The sequence below is a fragment of the Mesorhizobium kowhaii genome, assembly GCF_003253745.1.
Taxonomy (GTDB): domain Bacteria; phylum Pseudomonadota; class Alphaproteobacteria; order Rhizobiales; family Rhizobiaceae; genus Mesorhizobium; species Mesorhizobium kowhaii.
The window spans coordinates 65,533-83,084 of the sequence record NZ_MZXV01000037.1; the positions used below are offsets into that span (position 1 = coordinate 65,533).

The 17,552-nt window shown below is 58.4% G+C and carries 21 protein-coding genes and 2 pseudogenes; 4 read left to right on the forward strand and 19 right to left on the reverse strand.

The window, feature by feature from the left end:
* Positions 1-8 precede the first annotated feature (8 nt).
* The 5 genes from msuE to B5V02_RS18395 all read right to left on the reverse strand — a co-directional run bounded on the left by msuE (position 9) and on the right by B5V02_RS18395 (position 3,261).
* Positions 9-584 carry an FMN reductase gene (msuE, locus tag B5V02_RS18375; RefSeq protein WP_111545563.1) on the reverse strand — a complete coding sequence of 192 codons (576 nt, stop codon included), beginning with the start codon at positions 582-584 and terminating at the stop codon, positions 9-11.
* 36 nt (positions 585-620) lie between these two features.
* Positions 621-869, reverse strand: a complete 249-nt coding sequence (locus tag B5V02_RS41630; RefSeq protein WP_342633868.1) for a sulfocyanin-like copper-binding protein — start codon at positions 867-869, stop codon at positions 621-623.
* Between the two features lie 8 nt (positions 870-877).
* The gene (locus tag B5V02_RS41635; RefSeq protein WP_245445981.1) at positions 878-1,228 is read right to left on the reverse strand and encodes a hypothetical protein; all 351 of its coding nucleotides are present in this window, start codon (positions 1,226-1,228) and stop codon (positions 878-880) included.
* 958 nt (positions 1,229-2,186) lie between these two features.
* Positions 2,187-2,387 carry a hypothetical protein gene (locus B5V02_RS40635; RefSeq protein WP_167458543.1) on the reverse strand — a complete coding sequence of 67 codons (201 nt, stop codon included), beginning with the start codon at positions 2,385-2,387 and terminating at the stop codon, positions 2,187-2,189.
* A 115-nt stretch (positions 2,388-2,502) separates the two neighbouring features.
* Entirely contained in the window at positions 2,503-3,261 is a 759-nt protein-coding gene (locus B5V02_RS18395; RefSeq protein WP_111545566.1) for a hypothetical protein, read from the reverse strand.
* Positions 3,262-3,334: 73 nt separating this feature from the next.
* Between B5V02_RS18395 and B5V02_RS18400 the strand changes: the two genes are divergently transcribed.
* Positions 3,335-3,886: a ProQ/FINO family protein gene (locus B5V02_RS18400; protein ID WP_245445983.1), complete on the forward strand. Its 552-nt coding sequence runs from the start codon at positions 3,335-3,337 to the stop codon at positions 3,884-3,886.
* A gap of 681 nt (positions 3,887-4,567) precedes the next feature.
* Positions 4,568-4,909: a nucleotidyltransferase domain-containing protein gene (locus tag B5V02_RS18405; protein WP_281004950.1), complete on the forward strand. Its 342-nt coding sequence runs from the start codon at positions 4,568-4,570 to the stop codon at positions 4,907-4,909.
* A 419-nt stretch (positions 4,910-5,328) separates the two neighbouring features.
* Here the strand turns inward: B5V02_RS18405 and B5V02_RS41640 are convergent, their stop codons facing one another.
* On the reverse strand, positions 5,329-5,637 hold the full coding sequence (locus tag B5V02_RS41640) for a helix-turn-helix domain-containing protein (protein WP_245445984.1): 309 nt from the start codon (positions 5,635-5,637) through the stop codon (positions 5,329-5,331).
* A gap of 126 nt (positions 5,638-5,763) precedes the next feature.
* Between B5V02_RS41640 and B5V02_RS18415 the strand changes: the two genes are divergently transcribed.
* A complete protein-coding gene (locus B5V02_RS18415) occupies positions 5,764-6,015 on the forward strand; it encodes a DNA -binding domain-containing protein (RefSeq protein ID WP_111545588.1) in 252 nt (83 codons plus the stop codon).
* Positions 6,016-6,182: 167 nt separating this feature from the next.
* Here the strand turns inward: B5V02_RS18415 and B5V02_RS40120 are convergent, their stop codons facing one another.
* Entirely contained in the window at positions 6,183-6,398 is a 216-nt protein-coding gene (locus tag B5V02_RS40120; RefSeq protein WP_146606086.1) for a hypothetical protein, read from the reverse strand.
* Positions 6,399-6,749: 351 nt separating this feature from the next.
* On the opposite strand from B5V02_RS40120, the gene B5V02_RS42270 reads away from it, so the two are divergent.
* Complete coding sequence (locus B5V02_RS42270) at positions 6,750-6,884, forward strand: hypothetical protein (protein ID WP_281004946.1); 135 nt, start codon at positions 6,750-6,752, stop codon at positions 6,882-6,884.
* A gap of 130 nt (positions 6,885-7,014) precedes the next feature.
* Here the strand turns inward: B5V02_RS42270 and B5V02_RS18420 are convergent, their stop codons facing one another.
* From B5V02_RS18420 to B5V02_RS18465, 12 genes and pseudogenes are all read right to left on the reverse strand, one after another.
* Positions 7,015-7,755 carry a LuxR family transcriptional regulator gene (locus B5V02_RS18420; protein WP_111545589.1) on the reverse strand — a complete coding sequence of 247 codons (741 nt, stop codon included), beginning with the start codon at positions 7,753-7,755 and terminating at the stop codon, positions 7,015-7,017.
* A 500-nt stretch (positions 7,756-8,255) separates the two neighbouring features.
* A complete protein-coding gene (locus B5V02_RS18425; protein ID WP_111545568.1) occupies positions 8,256-9,269 on the reverse strand; it encodes a 1-aminocyclopropane-1-carboxylate deaminase in 1,014 nt (337 codons plus the stop codon).
* A 358-nt stretch (positions 9,270-9,627) separates the two neighbouring features.
* Entirely contained in the window at positions 9,628-9,870 is a 243-nt protein-coding gene (locus B5V02_RS18430; RefSeq protein ID WP_245445991.1) for an exopolysaccharide production repressor protein, read from the reverse strand.
* Between the two features lie 39 nt (positions 9,871-9,909).
* A complete protein-coding gene (gene fdxB / locus B5V02_RS18435) occupies positions 9,910-10,227 on the reverse strand; it encodes a ferredoxin III, nif-specific (RefSeq protein ID WP_111545569.1) in 318 nt (105 codons plus the stop codon).
* Positions 10,224-10,427, reverse strand: a complete 204-nt coding sequence (locus tag B5V02_RS18440; RefSeq protein WP_111545570.1) for a CCE_0567 family metalloprotein — start codon at positions 10,425-10,427, stop codon at positions 10,224-10,226. Before B5V02_RS18440 ends, fdxB begins: the two co-directional genes overlap by 4 nt.
* A 25-nt stretch (positions 10,428-10,452) precedes the next feature.
* Positions 10,453-10,901, reverse strand: a pseudogene (locus B5V02_RS42695) (DUF269 domain-containing protein).
* Positions 10,902-11,183: 282 nt separating this feature from the next.
* Complete coding sequence (locus B5V02_RS42475; protein ID WP_342633866.1) at positions 11,184-11,765, reverse strand: hypothetical protein; 582 nt, start codon at positions 11,763-11,765, stop codon at positions 11,184-11,186.
* A 130-nt stretch (positions 11,766-11,895) separates the two neighbouring features.
* Entirely contained in the window at positions 11,896-12,099 is a 204-nt protein-coding gene (locus B5V02_RS42480; RefSeq protein WP_342633869.1) for a thioredoxin domain-containing protein, read from the reverse strand.
* 85 nt (positions 12,100-12,184) lie between these two features.
* Positions 12,185-12,367: pseudogene (locus tag B5V02_RS42485) on the reverse strand (TlpA disulfide reductase family protein); the annotation flags it as partial.
* A gap of 267 nt (positions 12,368-12,634) precedes the next feature.
* On the reverse strand, positions 12,635-12,757 hold the full coding sequence (locus B5V02_RS42275; protein WP_281004947.1) for a hypothetical protein: 123 nt from the start codon (positions 12,755-12,757) through the stop codon (positions 12,635-12,637).
* 1,360 nt (positions 12,758-14,117) lie between these two features.
* The gene (locus B5V02_RS18460; RefSeq protein WP_111545572.1) at positions 14,118-16,121 is read right to left on the reverse strand and encodes a class I tRNA ligase family protein; all 2,004 of its coding nucleotides are present in this window, start codon (positions 16,119-16,121) and stop codon (positions 14,118-14,120) included.
* A gap of 325 nt (positions 16,122-16,446) precedes the next feature.
* The gene (locus tag B5V02_RS18465) at positions 16,447-17,226 is read right to left on the reverse strand and encodes a phytanoyl-CoA dioxygenase family protein (RefSeq protein WP_111545573.1); all 780 of its coding nucleotides are present in this window, start codon (positions 17,224-17,226) and stop codon (positions 16,447-16,449) included.
* Between the last annotated feature and the right edge of the window lie 326 nt (positions 17,227-17,552).

The window sequence follows — 17,552 nt, forward strand, 5'->3', positions numbered from 1 at the left end:
TCCTCCGTTCAAACGGCTGCTTGGGCATCAGCTGCAAGGCCGATGCAGTGGGTCGCCCCGACAACGCGGGAAACTTCGGCAACCGCTTGTCGCGCGCGGGCCTGGATGGCCTCCGACGCCAGCACGCCATTGGCGAAGTCGTCGTCGGAGGCGTAGATCGCCGTCGGCATGGTCAGCGCCTCGAAGAAGCCGAATAGCGGCCGGAGCTGATGCTCGACGATTAGCGAGTGCCGCTCTCCGCCGCCCGTTGCCGCGAGAATGACCGGCTTGCCGCGCAGCGATGCCGGATCGAGCAGATCGAAGAAATGCTTGAAAAGCCCGGTGTAGCTGCCCTTGAAGGTCGGCGTGCCGACCACCAGCACATCCGCGCCCAACACTTGGCCGATGATGCTGCGCGCGGTCAGGTCGAGATTGCCAATGCTCCGTGCGGCGGGGAGCGAGGGACCGAGGTCTTCAATGTCGAATACAGCCGAAGTCGCCTCGATGTGGTCCGCCACCTCGCCGACGATATGACTGATGAACGCGTTGGTCTTCGACGGCCGCGTCAGATTGCCCGATATCCCCACGACCAGCTTTTTTGTCATTTCGGGCTCTCCTTAGATGCGCGCCTTCCATTAAGACTACCGATTTTGTAGAATTAAATGAGCGAGAACAACGCGGGGGGTCCCAATTGGTTCGCTAAGGTCCCGTAGTGTGCACCACGCTGGGTGGCCGGGGTCATGCCTTAGAGAAGTGAACGCGCCACCGGCCAGCCGAACCGTCAGTAGCGGCCACATCATTCCCTGGGGATTGACGGTGAATTCAGTCCACATGCCGGCTCCATAGTGACCTGGCACGTTGCAGATAAGCAGGTATTTTCCAGCCTTCAGTTCGACGGTTAATGTGCCCGATTTGCCGGGATCAAGCTCCGAAACTTCGCCTTTTTCGCCAGCTTTGTCTTCATCGGTACGGTTCTCGGCCTCAACGTTGGAAGCGGCTTGCTGGGATCGGCAAGGTACATCACGATCATTTCGTGAACGGTGTCCTTGGAGTCATTTCTCACATTGAAGGTAACCTCGCCCGCCTTCACCGGACCCGGGGAAGCCCTGATGCCCATAGTTGCCTTGGCGAGATCAATGCCCGGCGTCGCATAGGCGAGCCCCATCGGCATTTGCACGCTCGCCCCCTTGTCCCACAGCGTCACCTCGACAAGCGCAGCGGCCTGGGCCGCGCCGGCAGTGCCGACCATCAATATTGCGGCAGCGAGCCCGAGCGCTGCCCTTCTCGATGCTTTTCATGACCCCTCCTTCAGGACGGCAGCGAAAGCGCTACATCCCGGCCGTCATCCTGCCCGCAGCTGCCCCCAACGTCCTTGCGCTGAATCAAACCGACTCCGGAAAAGACCACGCTTTGAGGTATTTCCTACAAATCCGTAAGTCGCGGACCTGCTCCTTGTCTGGGCTGACGGGGAGCGGCGAAACTGATTCAGCCCTTCGGTGCTCCTTGGGTGCCCACACCCAACAGCCCGCTGCTACCCCCAAACAAGTCCCGGCAGCGGGCTGGTTCCCCACTGCGAACAAGGAGTTGAGGCCTATTCTTGTCTCAGAGGAGTTGCGCCTCGGGCAACTGAGCTGCTTGCTCGAGTTCGCCAGCACCGCAAAATCGGCTGACGAACTTCTGGAACGGGCGAATATAACCAAGCCGCCTCTGCCGAACGCGCCGTCCTGAGACATTTGGAAGAACCGCTCACCCGTGACTTTCCAAACGAACGCTGAGACGCCTCCCGGATGTTTCCTGCTGACAGGAGGCCATGCGATTCCATTGTCTGGTGATCCAGCCCAGAACTGACCTCGGACGCCTCGTTGCGGCCGGCGGGCACGCAAACTACGGCTTCAGCGGGTATTTCAAGGGCTCCGTCTATCTGACGGATGAGCGCAGGAAGCTGGCGGACCGAGGTCGTCAAGGTAAAAGGTGACTATTCGTTTCAAACGGATGCGGGCAACCCGCCGTCCACAACGGCGATTGAGCCATCAACAGCCACCGCGGACGATGCTGCCGCTGGCCGCATGGTGCAGTGACCAGGGCATTCCGGCGGTTGAGGAAGTTTTGGAGAGTCTCTCGCCCGAAATCAGTCGACCCGCCCCGCAGTCGGGGTAGCAGTCGCACCTCAGAAACCCATTTCGACCCCTCGCAGGAGATGCCATAATTCATGCTTGGAACAATCGCCAACCGCCCTGCATGCAGCGAAGCTTCGCTTTGATCTGAATTCTATACTTTTGCAGGCTGCACCAGACGGTATAGGCTCTGGCGACATGGGGTATTTCTGATTCGAATATCCAAATCTTGGGGGATTGAATGACGGCCGATACATACTTTCCTTGCTTCAGCACCAGGCCATTCGAATTCATGGCCTACTCCCGCTGTGCCGATCAGGTGAAAGACTCAATTCTTCCAGTGATCACGTTGACACGTCAGAGCGAGGCCGAATCCTACTCAGCAACTTTGGATCTCGTTTCCGAAGCGTCAGACGGCAGACCCGTGATAGTTTGATTTCGACACCACCCCGCATCCGGTCACTTCAGAGGAAGAGGCTGCAGCAATCAGACGCCAAAAGGCCGCAAAGCTAAAAGCGCAGGAGGGGAAACCGCCACGTGAGCGAACGGCCAAAGAATTGGCCCGATATGCCGAATTGCGACGGCAGACGGAACAATTCAAAAACCACCTACGCGGCTTGATGGACCCGCTGGACGGCTCGACCGCGTGGATAGGTAACCACCATGACCGTGCGATAGACCTCGCGAAGACATAAACCATCAGCTGAATGGCTTGGCCAGCTAGCCAGGAGAATTGTACGGCGAGTTCATTGCTTTCGCCCTTGGCCTGCCCCTGATTTCGATCCTGCGCCGCGCCTTCACGTCGCCGGATTGCGCTCCGTCTAAGACGGTCGCCCGGTAGTATGAGCTGGCCGCCCGGCATGGGGAGAATGGTGAAATCTTTGAGTTCAGGCATGCCTTCCAGCAGTGCGGCGACCGAGATGGCCCGGACAATGCGGAGACCGGCGTTGTCGGCCGGGTGTAGCGATCCGATCGGCGTCTTGCCGTCGAGGACCGGCTTCAGGCCGCTGTCCATGTTCGAGAAGTCGCCAGCCAGTGGTTGTGCGTTGAGGAGCCGGGAATGCCGGGCTGGAAAGCGCCCGGCCCACAGTTCTCTCGCGTTCGCGATGTCGTCGTCCGGTTGATCGATTCCGTTCCCCAGAAGTCGCGAGAGGTTGGGGAGCGACATCTCATGGATCTCGAAATCCGGGCAACGGTACTCGATCTGGAGGAGCCAGGACCTGCTGCTTTGCCCTTGCGGGATGAATGCCCATTTTTTCTCAGACGCCCATAATCATTGCATATATGCGCGCTACGAAGGGCAGAATTGGGAACGAAACCAAATCGGGCGAGGCTTGATCATGTCGACCGCTAGCCGAGGGAAATCCTCCGCACAGCTTTTCCGCCATCTATCGGCAAAGTGGCCTTCAGCGTTCAATCCGAAAGCCCCCAGGCCGCTCAAGATCGGCATCCATCATGATATTCGCGCGCTTGATGGCGAACTGTCTGATGATGAATTGAGGAGAGCCCTGCGCGCCTATACCAGAATGGCCAGATACGTGGCGAGACTGGATGCAGGCGCCGCGCGGGTTGATCTCGACGGCAAGCCGGCCGGCGAGGTATCGGATGCGGACGCGGCGACCGCCAAGGCTTTGCTGTGCGCCCGCAAGGACAAGCAAGAGCAGCACACGCCTGAGCCAAGGGCAGAGCCTGAAGCGCCACCCAAGCCGAAACCGAAGAGAACGGCCGACAGCCCGACCGAAATAGTCGTTGAGACGAAGCGTCGCCGGTCTTTCCGAAAGCCGATGGCTTGATTCGCCGCTGAGCGATGGGTCTTGCGCCGACCGGGACAGCCCCTGAGAGTCGGAGCACATGGCGCGCCCCGTGCCGACCCAAATTGCCGCGATCGCAAAGGATACGATAGCCAAAATGTCCACCGAGTGATTGGGTTTTGACCCAGAGCGTTCCGCCGCGGATCGTCGGCGACGCGGGGCATCCGAGACGCTGTTCACCGAGAGCGAGATGGCTACGCGACAGTTATGCCAAGACAACAAAAACGTTCGTTTAGATAATAAAGCATACGCTTTGATATCCGACGCTGACCGTGCTGTCAGTCAGTCCCGGGAGAAACCCGACTCATGGCACGATGACAGCCTTGCGCTATCCGCTGACCATCATTCTCGGCACCGACGCAAACGTCAGGCTGCTTCGGGAGCTGTCGAGGCATGGCGGCTTGCTTTCTTCTCCACTGCTTGCAGTTCGTAGCGGGCTCGCGAGGGCAAGCGTGTGGTCTGCTCTCGGAACCTTGGAAGGGATCGGCATCGTATCTTCAGAGCGGACGGGCAGGGTTTGCCTCTATCGGTTCAACGATAGACATCCACTGGCGACACAACTGGAAGCCCTCTTTGAGCAGGAGGGGCTTCGGTATTCCAACATTCGCGGCGTAATCGCTGACGCGGTCTCCGCGGTTCGGCCGAACGTACTCGCGGGCCTGGATTTACGGCAGCGTGGCGAGGGGCGAGGACCACCCGGCCAGCGATCTCGACATCGCTGTGGTTTCATCGTCCGAGGAGCTGGAAAGCGCGCTCCAACAAATCCGTGAGGCGCTGCGGATCCACGGTGAGGAGCTTGGCTTCAATCCTTCGGTGGCGGGGCTCACTCCGGAGGATGTGGCAAGGCTGTCGAGCACAGGAGACCCGTGGTGGAAGGGGGTTAAAGCTGATGCCCTTGCCGTCTTCGGTTCACGCCCGGACGAACTTGCAGCAAAAACTCGCCAGAAGGCAGCCTTGGAGCCAGGGAGCACCGTCCCCACCGCGCCCAGGCGGGCGAGAAGGTAGCCTTCCAGTTCGGAGAGCGGCCTCGCGGAAGCCGAGAGGGATGCGGCCGCGAAAGCGTGTGAAATCCTTGGCGCGGTCGCGGTTCATGGTCCCCAGATCAAGATCTCGGCATTGAGCGAAGATGAGTTGTATGACGCCGGGGCACGCGGATTCGAGATCGCGCGGCATACCCAGGCGCTCTATTTCAGGATCCTCTAATGGGATCTGGTTAGGTCGGTAAAATTGATTGTTGGAATGACAGTCATCCAAGCGACGAATGGAATGCCACCAGAGCTGCGGATGCGCGCCAAGAGGACCACGGCTCTGACTGTGATGGCTGGACACGTTTCGCGCTTCCGGCCCGGCAGGGACCTTCCGCGGCTATCCGGACATGACCGAATTCATTTCGGTCCAAATGCAAGCGCTTCAGCAATCTTGGCCTAGGTGAGGCCCTTCTTCTTGCGCGTCGCTATCACCTGTTCCGACAAGCGGCGTTGGCGTGGTTTCGGCAATCCGAGATGGGCCGGATCCCCTTTGCTGCCGTGGCGCGTAATAAGCTCACAAGGATTAACGTTAAATGCTTTTGCCAGCCGGCCCAGCACACTAACGCTTGCGGAAACCCGAGCACGCTCGATCGAGCCCACATAGCGCATGCTCAGCTCTGCGCGGTCAGCCAATTCTTCCTGCGTCAGGTCCTGATCATGGCGCAAGCGACGCATGTTGATCGCCATGATCTCCTTGAGATCCATGGCGAAGTAGGGCCAGAACCGGAACTTTCGTTCTAGGAACGATAATTCCTAATCGCTATGTTGAGACAACAAGGCGATGTCTTGCCAATCGACGACGACAAACCCCGAACCGGTACAAGGGTCCCGATGAAACCCAAAATTCAAGACGAAGTCCCGTGGTCGGAAAGCCTGACCGCTTACGACAACGAACATTTCACGATCTACATGAGGCTCCTGGACGCGTCCGCCGACGATGCGAGCGAAGACGAGATGGCGCTGCTCGTCCTCGGCATTGATCCGGTGCAAGAACCTGACCGCGCCCAAAAGGCGGTTCGCAGCCATCTCGGTCGGGCGAATTGGATGGTTACGACCGGATACAAGGAACTATTCACGCGCTGAGGGTCCCGAGGTAAGCCTTGCAATCATCTTCAAGCGAGGAAATCTCGATATCTACGATCCATGAGGATGTGACCGCGCCCGATGGCGCGGCGGATGCAATCGCGAAGGTAGCCGTGATCGTGCAATAGGCATGGGCGCATTACTGGCCCAACAAGGCCGCTGCGATTTCACGGTGCGAGGCATTGCGAGCGGGCGTCGAGCGCCTGGAGGACAAAGCGCAGGCGGCTGACGCGTGAGTCATGCGAGCATTCGGCTGACCAATCATAGGAGTCGTGCGATCCGCTGGAGCGCGTCACCACAGGCTGTGTAGCGCGGCGGTCGCGAAGACGCTCGCGAGCGCCCTGAACAGTGCCGCAGCGAGCGAGCGGCTTTGCGGCGGTCATCGATGTTCCCCGGCAAAGCTCGGGTTGCGGAATACCAACCTGATTTTAAAGAAACTATCGATGATCGGTAACATGACGAACCTAGGCGCACTCTCTTGGAGAGGACTGTGGATTCCGGTCTCTTGCGGGACATGAAGGGCTTTCCCGCCGAGCGAGTGATGGCGCCGCGTATGGCGAGGCCCGAAGCTACGCGACAGTGCGACGCGCCGGCACCGTCGAACTGCGCATCCCAAGCTCAGGAATAAGCTCCGAATTTCCCTAGATCGCGTCCACGCCGACAAGGCGCTGATCGCCGTCATCCACGAGCCCTAGATTTAATTGTCTCTCGCCCCGTTCGGTTGATGACAAGCCATGGCCATGGAGATGGACAGCAATTCCAAAAGCCGGGCCGTCTTCACCGAAACCGAGGGCCGCAAGCGTCAATTGGTGCGCCGACGCCGACAGATCCTGCCGAAGGTGCCGAAGGGGGGCGACAATTACGGATGATGTCGAGCCCGACGTGCTTGCCGATATTACTTTCTCCAAGAGAGCACCACACCAAGCTCCACGCCACCAATACACTCGAGCGCCTCAACGGCAAAATTAGGCCGCGCACCGAGCTCGACGAATTTCTTTCTTACGGTTCGATAATCCCAAGTTTCAAAGCTTTGAAAGCAGCTACCATTCTGTTGGTGGCATCCAACTTCCGCATTACGTTTTTCACATGGAAATCTACGGTGTTTCGGGACCGTCCCAATATCGTCCCTATTTCCCCTGACGTTTTTCCTCTCGATACCCAATGAATGCACTCAATTTCTTTATGAGAGAGCTTATACGCGTGCTCCGATGGCATCGGAGTTCCAAGCTTCGAAACCCTCAGATTAAACTGTACCGCGGCAATTTGCAGATAAGTGATCGCTCTATTTTGCAATTCGCTGTCCGAGGATTGAGCAAAACTCATAAACGTGAAGCTGTCAGCGGGGCCATGTAATGGGACGGTAATGCCTCTCCTCAAGCCGAACGTCGCCGCCTCATCCAGGACGCGGCGTTCATTTTCAGTTGTGCTTTCGTCGGCGTAAACTTCACTCCATCGGAAGGCCCCTACCCCCTTTCGACCTTTCTTGATGAGCGGGTCTATTTTGGCATAACCCATTTTCAAGTAGCGCTCCTGCCATTCATCAGGGTAATTCCACATCACCGCAGAGTCCGGTCGGGCCGGCTTCAAAACCCTTTGTTCTGATGCAAGCGGGCCATAGGCGATCCACGGGCAATCGAAATTCAGCGCAAACGCAGACAACAATTCGAACAACTGTTCGGATTCAACGACATCATCAGTCGTGTCGAGGAATAGGCTTAACTCGGCCGCAAGGAGTTCCATGATCTCTCCTTCAGTTGCGCTCTCATTGGGTGCAAGCTTGCTCCAGCCCAGCATCTCAACTGCGTAGTCAAGGGGAATCTGAGTCGTAGCTCTTCTCCACCTGTAGAGGGAGGTTCAAGAGTCGTGCCAACTTGGGCGCAAAGCTTTTCTTCAGATTGCAATGGGCTGGGGTAAGATACTCAGGAGATAAACCGAACAGCACTTTGTCGCGGAGTGCACAATCTGACAGTGGAGCATGTCATCTGCTCCGGCGGATTGGATTCCCTTCCTTTGGTCGCAGAATTGCAGTTGAGCACGAACTGGCCGGCCTCGTGTCTTTCGATACGGCCACCGCACAGGAAGGAATTGGGATTCTTGCGCGCTCTGCGCGGAACGGTGCTGACGTTATTTACCAGATCATCGACGTCCGCGAAATTGGCTGCGGCCTTTCCCGCTCAGCGCTGACCGACGTTGTGGAGGCGTCCGGCACCGCAGGGCGGCGCAACGCGAGCAATCGCGCGTCAGCCGTTGCGGAAGGTATAGCCATAACCGTTGATTGCGGGCGCGCCACCCAGATGGGCGTAGAGGACCCTCGACCCCTCTGGAAAGAAGCCCTTCTGGACGAGGTCGATCATCCCTTGCATCGATTTGCCCTCATAGACTGGATCGGTAATCATACCCTCGAGCCGCGCGCACAGACGGATCGCCTCCTTGGTTTCCTCGGATGGAATGCCATAACGCGGGTACGCGTAGTCCTCGAGCAACACCACGTCAGCCTCGACAAGTTCCGTTCCGAGCTCGACGAGCATGGCTGTACGTTGGGCAATGCTAAGCACCTGAGCCTTGGTCTTTGCTGGAGTGGCGGATGCATCGATACCGACGACGTTGCGTTGTCGACCGTCCTCAGCGAACCCGACGATCATTCCGGCATGCGTTGAACCTGTCACAGTGCAAACAACGATGTAATCGAAGGCAAGACCAAGCTGTTTCTCCTGAGCGCGCACCTCCTCGGCGAACCCCACATAGCCAAGGCCACCGTATTTGTGGACAGAGGCCCCAGCCGGTATCGCATAAGGTCTGCCGCCCCTTGCCTTGACATCATGGAGCGCTTCTTCCCAACTGTAGCGGATACCGATGTCAAAGCCCTCGTCGACCAGGCGCACCTCTGCGCCCAAGATGCGGCTCAAAAGAATGTTGCCGACCCGGTCGTAGACGACATCGTCATGTGGAACCCAGCTCTCTTGAACCAGAAGACATTTCATGCCGATCTTGGCCGCGACCGCTGCGACCATCCGGGTGTGGTTGGACTGCACGCCCCCGACGGTGACCAGCGTATCGGCATCTGACGCGATCGCACCGGGAACGATGTATTCGAGCTTGCGCAGCTTGTTTCCACCGAACGCGAGACCTGAGTTGCAGTCCTCGCGTTTGGCGTAGATCTCTACCTTGCCGCCCAGATGTTTGCCGAGGCGGTCGAGCTTCTCGATCGGCGTTGGGCCAAAGGTGAGCGGATAGCGTTCGAACTTTTCCAGCATGTTTTTCTCCCGCAGAGGTGATCGAGCTGGACAGCACCGCCCAGGGCATGGGCGGTCTTGCTGAAGCCGGCTGTGTTTCGAGATGTTGTAGAAGTGACTCGTCATCGTCGCCAGCACCTCGGTCGATCGACCCGCATGCCGGCGTGGTGCGGCGCCTCCTGTGTGCCTGCGAACCAACGGCTTCACCGAGGAAGTGGCCACCTCTGGCCAGTTCAAGCCCCCTTATATTCTTGACCTGTCAGATCGATGCCCGTTGTTGGTCCAAAGTGGCGTGAAACGTGAGTTCCCGGTCGGCCACTACGCTCAACAGAGCGTCGACACACCGCCATCAGAACGAGCTGAGGCACATCTCAAACATTCATTCCTCAACTCGTCCTCTTATGGCGGCTGGTTTCCAACTGCGTTGGCTTACCCTTACCTCTGCTCGACAAGCACAGCTGGACCGCCAGACGAGAAAGACTACGCTGCCGAAATAGACCATCTGGAGCAGCAGCAAGCAGGCCAGCGTCGTGACGACGGCAAGACGGATCGACTGCGAAGCGAAATAAACGGTCACAGCGGTGGCGGTCAAAACCAGCGCTAGGAGCCGACCAAAAATCATGAAGTTCACGCCGTTCTCCTGTCTGGTCATTCATGCTGCTCATGCTGCGATCTGGTCGGCCGCAACATGCGTCTGGCAGTTCTTTGGGCAGACGCGGCCGCAGGCTCCGCAGCCAATGCAGCGGCCGGCATGATCCACGACCATGATCATGCGATTGAGCTCGCCGTCGAAATCCTCGTCCTCCCCGTCGCAGATGCCGAGGATTTCACCCGCGTCATCCACGCCGTGAAGATGCATGACCTCTCGTGAGCAAACCTTGAAACAGCGGCCGCAGCCGATACAGACCTTCTCATCTATAGCGGCCAGATATTCCGGCAACCAAATGGAGCCGTCGCGGGTGATGAATGTGCTCCTCATCGTAAAGTCCTCATTTTGGCGAGCTCTCTTCTGGCACTATGCAACTCGGCATAAACGGCGTGCGCTTTCTCGGCGACTTCCTCTATCTCAGTCCATTTGTTTGGGAGACCCTCGACAAGGTCGCGCAAATTCGTCTTAGCAATTGCCGCGCGCAGTTGAAGCTTTCGGACTTTCTTCACCATCTCATCCAGGTTTGACATGATCCTTCCTCGATAACCGGTTTCTTCACGCCCGCGCCGCGTTGGGACAGGCAATAGCTGCAGTCGCATCGTCGACTAGTTTCGTACCGGCATGGGCGAGTTTCCGGAAAGTCTCGAAGCCGAACCGGTGAACATCTCGACAAAACGGGAACTGTCCGTACGCCCGAAGCCCCGAGCGGATTTCACTTTAGTGGCGATGTCATCACGCCAGAGCGCTCTTCGATCGGAACCCCCACTGCGGTATAAAAGGAATGGAGCCTCCACAGCACGTCCGGATCCGGATCGCCAATGATCGGGTCTGCCGGCGGAGTTCCTTCGAGATGATGCAGTAGGCCAGCAGCTCGGTGTCTGATTTCCCTTGGCACGAGTCATGGAAGTCCTGGGCAACGGCCCGCGGCACGAGGTATTGCCGAACGGACGGGCAAGGGCCTCGCCGTCCTTCTTGACGGCAGGGCCAGGCGCGGTGTGAGACATTTCGTTTTCCTCAATTTCAGTGCTTGTCATCGAAAGACGATTTCTGCTTTCGGGTACGCGGACGGCGGGCCCGCTTGCGCAGCCGACGTCCGGCTTGGCCCGGTCGTTTCCACGTAAATGCCGTCCTTTTGGCCGACCTTGACCAAGTCCTGGAATGTGACGTCTTCCACGACGGGCCAAGGTCGCGTCGAACATCGTGCCCGCGGCGATTCGGTTGAAGGTTACTAAGGCTCAAGCCTTGACCTGCAGCGAACGATCCCACCCTGTGCTGCATGGACATACTTACAGCGGGCACGCCGCAGAAAACTGGCGAATTGACCAGGCTCCATTCCACTTGTGATCCCTTTGCGATCTTTGCTCATCAGGCGATTGCGCTTTGATCTCCAGAAGCCTTGTCTTGGAACCACACAAGATCCACGTAACAGGCGTTCTCACCCGTGTAGTTGGCCAGAGCTTGGAGCAATGGGGTAAGGTAGTACTGTTTGATGTGGTCGGGCATCGTCTCCGGCCCAGAGATTTCAGCGCCACCTCGATCAACTCGATCGCGCGATCTTTGTTACCGCTCTCATAGTGATATTGAACGACCGGGACGTACCAACGGAATTTAAGGGGTCCGTCGCCTTGCGGGGGATTCAGGCTCAGGATCTGTTCCGAGAGCTTGTCGCCAATCGCAAAGCGCTCCGCACGGGGGAGATGAGAATTGTCCATCGCCGGATCGAAGAGTTGATTCAGGGCGATGACCATCCAAGAGACGGCCTCGAACTTTTTGGCGTCCTCAACTAGCTGGCGCATGGCTGGCGAGCCGGTCTGAGTGTCGCGTAGCTTGTCATGAGTTTCCCGGAACCCTATGTTATCGGCCATCAAGTCGAGGCCTTCTTCGATGACCGAGAGTGCCCCGTCCAGTCCTCGGCCTGCATCGCCGGCCGAAGGTTGGCGTATATCGGCTCGCTCAGCGATAGTTCGCGCGTTGTACGTTGGTTGCTAGCGATCCGCTCTAGATCGGCGGCTTTCGCTTCATCGGAGCCTCGCCAGCTGCCGTTGAGGAGAAAGCGATGTGGCCATCGCGGTCGACCACGAACGAGGTGGGAATGCCGAGAGAAGAACTGGCTTTCATCCATAGTCCGTTCATTTCGCCTGCGTAGTCGAACGCGATCCGATAATTCAGATTCGGGAACCTCTCGGTCAGCCAAGCATCCAAGATGGCCCGTGCCTCCTTCAGCGGTCGGGCCCTCTTCGCTAGCTGCGACTCCGACGACCTCAAATCCGCTGTCTTGATATTTCTCCTGCAACTGCATCAGATGGGGCATCGCCGCCACACAGGGTCCGCACCAAGTCGCCCAAAATTCTACGAGGTACACCTTGCCGGGCTCAAAGCTCGTGAGGGGCTCACAACGCAGCCAGTCGTCGACTTTGATCGGAGGAGCCGGTGACTCACTACGCAACACCATATTGTTCTTCAAATCCATTCCCACACCTTTCCTGACGTTTATGCGCGAGCTGGTTCTTCTCTCAGAAACGGAACACGTCAGTTAGAAGACCATAAATCGTCTCGCGCATTCGCATGCGGTCAGCCCTCACTCGGTATTGCCGCATTTCAATCAGCAAAGGCCGTGCCAGCGCGCTTAGCGTGCGGTAAATGCGTGATTTGGCATCGAAAAACCTCACAAGCCTAAGACGGCCGGTAGTTTTGAACCCGACATTTTTTTCTGCGGCTGTCGGCTTTTGGACACGCATCACTCAGGCGTCGGACGCTTGAGGACAAAGAACCGTTTGGCTGTCTTGCCTTCGGCGATTGGTATCGGCTCGCCGAGTAGCAGCACTTCGGCGCCACCCGAAAGTGCGCGGGCGATCTCCAATACTGGCTCCCGCGCGCAGCGACTGCCTGCCGGCTCATGGCTGATCTTTTCTCATCGAGCCGTCTCGATGAGGCCCAGCGCGTCGAGTGCGAGCCGCCGATGCTGCGTATGCTGTTTCGCAAGGTGCCGGAATGCCGCATGCATCTCCCGTGTTTTGTGACGGAAGGGTTGCTGGCTCCTGGTACACCACCGGGCTGCTCGGGCATTCGCGTCTGCTCCTGGTATGTGAAGCGCATGCCGCCGTCGTCGTCGCGAGGGGTAAAGCCCGACTGATTTGATGCGCCCAGGGTTCTTGTCCATACGCTGTCGCCATCGAGGAGATCGTGGATTTCACGCTCCCACACGTGGAACGCGACATCGCGCAGAACGCGGGGGCAGGACGTAAAAGGCTTATCGCTTCCGCGATGGGCGTCCCATCACTGCTGCCTACCAAGGGGCGGCATTCGACTCGGAAAACGGCCATGCCCCCACGAACACAGCCCGACACCCGGATCGACAACCACCCGCATTTGAAGGGCCGACACAGCCTGGTGGTTGCGCCACTTTGATGCCCATCACGCTTCCCTGCCCGGCGCCTCATGCATCGAGCGAACCGCCCTGGGGCGGCCGACCAGGCAATTGAGGATCGGGCATTGGTGGGGGTGTAGGCTGGCTGGCGAGTTCGGCCCTTGGTTGGGACGACCGGCTTAGGACGCCTGCGAAACTGGACGTGCCGAAGCCACAGGGAGTATCCCTGAGATGGGACCGCGCAAGTCGAAGCCAAGGTATCCATGACGACACCGCCTCGCAGGAATTGCAAAGTTAAGCTTTCAAGCTTTCGACCTGTATGGTTAGGAAGCGAGAGGTGCGCGGCTCGCAAGAAGCAGGTGCCGGTGGTCAGACATGCAATGAGCCGGTTTGATAGCCGTCGAGCGCAATGTAGTAGTCGCAGGAGAGCCAGCCGCCACTAGGCGCTCGCCTGGTCGAACAGACATTCGGCTAGCAAATAGGGGCCAGTCATTTCCTCTGCAGTGGACGAGAGGCGTTGTCGCGCGATTGGGCACGATCCATCGCGCCACGCTGACCCAGCGACTCGCATTTGACGGTCTTGACCGGCTGGTAAAGGACGGCAATGCCGCAATGCCCAAGAGGTTGCTCAGCACAGTCGAGCCGACGCGGCATTTCCCGCATCAAACAGCAAGCGCTGGAAAGCTGTCGGTCGAGCGATCCTCGACGGCGACTCGTCTAGGATGCGCTTGTTTCGGTCGGCCAGTCTGGTCTCTATTACTTGGTAGCGGCCTTCGCGCACCAGTGGCAGCGAGTAAGATGTTGGCATCATCGGCTTTGATTGCCGCGCAGATCTCGTCGAGATTGGGATCGCTCATACGGCTTGCTGGTCATTGAGAATAGGATTGTCGGATCTGGCGTAAAACCCGAGCACGGGTGTGAGATCAAAGATCGTCCCCGGCGCAAGGCGCCGGACGGACGTGGGCCATGTTTCGGTTGAGACGCCATCGATGCCTCGCGCCAGCGTGCTGGCAAATCGGGGCATCAGCGGTGCGAGTGTCTGCGCCAGAATCGTAGCGGCGGTAGCCTGAAGCGCGAGCGAAGTCCGGGTGCGGGCAGGATAGAGACGTCGCGCCGCTGCATAGTCTTGCGTCTGACGGTAGATCACGCAATCGCGTACAAAATCGCAGGCCTGCGCGGCCGCGCGCCGGACCGAGAAACCATCGTCCGAATAGGCGCGTTCCATGGCCGCGCGATGGATTTCTATTCGAGCAAAGAAAGCGCGATCGGCGGGAGCCCAGTCGCCTGCGTCGGGCACGCAGCCGCCAAAGTCCTGCTTGATTTCCCCGTGCAGTGCATCAAGCCAATTCAGCCAAATGCCTTGGAACAGCTCGTTCTCGGTGCGGCGTAGCGCGTCCAACGTGAAGTTCGTCCGCTCACCTTCCGGGCGTGTCAGGCCCAAATGAAGACGCACGGCGTCGACCGTCTTTTGCCCCAGTACCTCCTTGCCCCAGACCGCATGGCCGCGGCTGGTCGAAAACTTCTGGCCGTCGAGCAGATAGAACTCGTTCACATGATACCGGATGCGCGGCGTCCAGTTGGAGAACACCTCGGCATAAACAGCGGGGTAGAGTAGCGCGTGGTAGAAGGAATTGTCGAAGCCGAAGAAATGGACAATCTGCCAGTCATTGCTGGGCGTCGCCGCGTTCCAGTCGCGACCAAGCAAGCGAGCTAGCGCCTGGATCTTGTAAAGAAAACCAAACGCCATCTCCGGCCATACCCAGATCACCTGCCCAGGGAACCCTTCGGCCAGCAGGCCCCAATCCGAGGGGTGAGTAATGGGCAGGGATAAGTCGCCGCGTTGGCGTAGACGCGCAAAGAGGTCCATGATCCGAACGGGGGCGCCCGACGCCCTTAAATGCCGGTCGATATTGACGTAGCACCGTTCTAGCGCCAGTTCGGCACGACGCACGGAGCCGAAAACCGGCGCCTCGGCCGAGTGCCGCGACCGGACTGCGCCCAGGTCATGGCATAGGTTAGGCGCGCCGCATTCTTCGCAGATGTTTCCGCCAGCGGAGCCACCGCAATCGGGGCAGAGGCCGCTTACATCCGGTTCGTAAAGGTAGTCGCCTGTCACAGCTTCGAATAGTGCAGGGCTTTCGCGCGGATCCACCGCCGTGCTGCTCAGAAGGCTACGGAAACACGCAGCTTGAAACTCTGCATAAGCATCGTCGCCCAATGTAGGTAGGAAGCTGTGGACCTCGCAGTCGAGGAGTGCAAGCGTGGTGCGAATCTCATCCGCGTAGTGGCGCGCCACCTTTGCAGGCGTCGATTCATCGGCATCGGCACGCGTGGCGACGTAGCTCTGGTAATCGTCGCTTCCAGTCAGGTGATAGGCCTCGGCCCCTTTCATGCGCAGGAAACGTGTGTAGACATCGGCGCCAAGATAAGGGCCAGAAAGATGCCCTAAATGTAGGTCGCCGTTAGGCGTCGGCGGCGTGGAAAAGACGAAGATCGGCCGGCGCGGAGTCGCGACCTTCGCAGCGGCATCGAGGGCGGCTTTGCCATTACGCCAATAGACATCGACGAAATCTAGATCTTCGTCCCCATCGTTGCGCAGCACATGCGCTTCAAAAGGATCGAACAAAACGACGTCGCCGGCTTTGACCGAGATTTCCTCAAGGTCGGTCGTGACCTTGCCCGCGCCAGCCAGGACTACGAAGGCCTCGCTTTCGTCGTGCCGATGGGGCTCGGATGTAACGCCCGGCCCAACCTTTCCGAATGAAAAACCCGTGCCAGCGCTTCCCGTTCCGAGCGTGGCCATGTCGATGCCGAACGCCCGCGACAACTCCGTTCGAGAAAACGTGGATTTGCGCATGACGAACCTCAGCTGTTAAAGCAGCGGTATCTTCGGCTGCCAACGCAAACAGCCTGCAAGTTGCGAAGAGAGACGGTAGCTCGATCCGTTGGCGAGTCCGCCAGAATAATCCGGCTCTGGCCTCCAGACGGGCGACGACGGGCGCCCCAGTAGGGCTTCAGGCGTCACAGAAGCCGCCCGGCGACCACCCCCACAATCGACGTGCCGAAGCGTCGCAACTGCTGCGGGCGGTGCTCTACTAGCCCGCAAATCAAACACCATACTCTTCCGCATTTTTTGAGCGGTCGATCAGTTTCGTTTGCATGCCTCGCTTGGCTGCGTGAGCTCAATCGCGATAAAAAATTCCATTTGGGGGCTTGAGTTTGTCGAGATTGGCCACTTTGCCTTCGGGAGGATTGAGGGCGCGCTTAAGCACGTTATATTCAGCGCGGGTCGGTCCACCGGTTGAAGCACGCTGGAACACCAAGTAGAGTGTCCGCCGCGAACGATTGCTTTTGTTCGGTAGTGAGTAATGCGGTGCGTAATCGTCGAAGATGAAAATGTCGCCAGACTTCCATACTACGGGTTCCCAAGAAAACATTTCGGCGACTTCAGGATCGATCACCCCACCGCCATCCATGGGAAATACCCCCTTCTTGTGGTTGCCGGGGCTGAAGAAAAGCCCACCGTTGTCCGGGTCGGAGTCGTCAATGCCAATTGCAACGACCGCATGGACCATCCGGTCAGGCAGTTTGTGTGGAATGTGGTAAATATCCTGATGCGGGCGATAGCCGCCGCTGTCGGGATAGTGGAAAATCAGCAACTCCTTGAGTCTGCGCGACTCTTCGCCAAGCAAATCCTCGACCGCAGAGGTTATGCGCTGATCTTCTAGGAGCAAATGACGCAATGGATCATGGAAGTCGAGAAAATTCTCGGCCTTGGAGATGATCTTTCGATTGTCCGTCGTCCTCTCGAACCACATGAGCCATTTATCATCGCTTACCTCCCAGCGTGATACGTCTTCAACAAAGCTGGAAATACGTCCCATAGCCGCGGGATCGAAGAATCTTTCGAGCCTGACGTATCCGTCTTTCTGCCACTTTTCTCTTTGTGCATCGGTCAACATGCGAAGTCTCCTGTTGGAAAGACTGGTTGGTCGAACATTCCGGTTAGGGCAGCCGGGCGCTGGTCAGGTTGTGGGGTCCACGCACACGGTACTTCACGGCATGTGTACGACGGCGCTAAGCGCGCTCCGCTCGGGTGTATTGCAGGGCTTTGTTGTCCCTCCTGGAGAGATCGTCCAGGCTGGTACACATCTGTGGATCCGGTACGTCTGCACGGTGGTCACGGCCGAGCATGCTATTGATGATGCGGCTGCTCGGTAGGAAACCTTTCGCGCCGCCTGACGCAGCGCAAGCCGTGCGTCACGCGGATCTCTGCGACACGGTCCCG

Excerpts from the sequence above, each read along its gene's own strand:
- B5V02_RS42270 (WP_281004946.1), top strand. The coding sequence starts at position 6,750 with ATGGCCATGGAGATGGACAGCAATTCCAAAAGCCGGGCCGTCTTCACC.
- B5V02_RS18440 (WP_111545570.1), bottom strand. The coding sequence starts at position 10,427 with ATGTCAAACCTGGATGAGATGGTGAAGAAAGTCCGAAAGCTTCAACTG.
- B5V02_RS18415 (WP_111545588.1), top strand. The coding sequence starts at position 5,764 with ATGAAACCCAAAATTCAAGACGAAGTCCCGTGGTCGGAAAGCCTGACC.
- B5V02_RS18420 (WP_111545589.1), bottom strand. The coding sequence starts at position 7,755 with ATGGAACTCCTTGCGGCCGAGTTAAGCCTATTCCTCGACACGACTGAT.
- B5V02_RS40635 (WP_167458543.1), bottom strand. The coding sequence starts at position 2,387 with ATGAATTCGAATGGCCTGGTGCTGAAGCAAGGAAAGTATGTATCGGCC.
- fdxB (WP_111545569.1), bottom strand. The coding sequence starts at position 10,227 with ATGAGGAGCACATTCATCACCCGCGACGGCTCCATTTGGTTGCCGGAA.
- msuE (WP_111545563.1), bottom strand. The coding sequence starts at position 584 with ATGACAAAAAAGCTGGTCGTGGGGATATCGGGCAATCTGACGCGGCCG.
- B5V02_RS18400 (WP_245445983.1), top strand. The coding sequence starts at position 3,335 with ATGAATGCCCATTTTTTCTCAGACGCCCATAATCATTGCATATATGCG.
- B5V02_RS18465 (WP_111545573.1), bottom strand. The coding sequence starts at position 17,226 with ATGTTGACCGATGCACAAAGAGAAAAGTGGCAGAAAGACGGATACGTC.
- B5V02_RS41640 (WP_245445984.1), bottom strand. The coding sequence starts at position 5,637 with ATGGATCTCAAGGAGATCATGGCGATCAACATGCGTCGCTTGCGCCAT.
- B5V02_RS40120 (WP_146606086.1), bottom strand. The coding sequence starts at position 6,398 with ATGACCGCCGCAAAGCCGCTCGCTCGCTGCGGCACTGTTCAGGGCGCT.
- B5V02_RS18425 (WP_111545568.1), bottom strand. The coding sequence starts at position 9,269 with ATGCTGGAAAAGTTCGAACGCTATCCGCTCACCTTTGGCCCAACGCCG.
- B5V02_RS18460 (WP_111545572.1), bottom strand. The coding sequence starts at position 16,121 with ATGCGCAAATCCACGTTTTCTCGAACGGAGTTGTCGCGGGCGTTCGGC.
- B5V02_RS18395 (WP_111545566.1), bottom strand. The coding sequence starts at position 3,261 with ATGTCGCTCCCCAACCTCTCGCGACTTCTGGGGAACGGAATCGATCAA.
- B5V02_RS41635 (WP_245445981.1), bottom strand. The coding sequence starts at position 1,228 with ATGGTCGGCACTGCCGGCGCGGCCCAGGCCGCTGCGCTTGTCGAGGTG.
- B5V02_RS18430 (WP_245445991.1), bottom strand. The coding sequence starts at position 9,870 with ATGATTTTTGGTCGGCTCCTAGCGCTGGTTTTGACCGCCACCGCTGTG.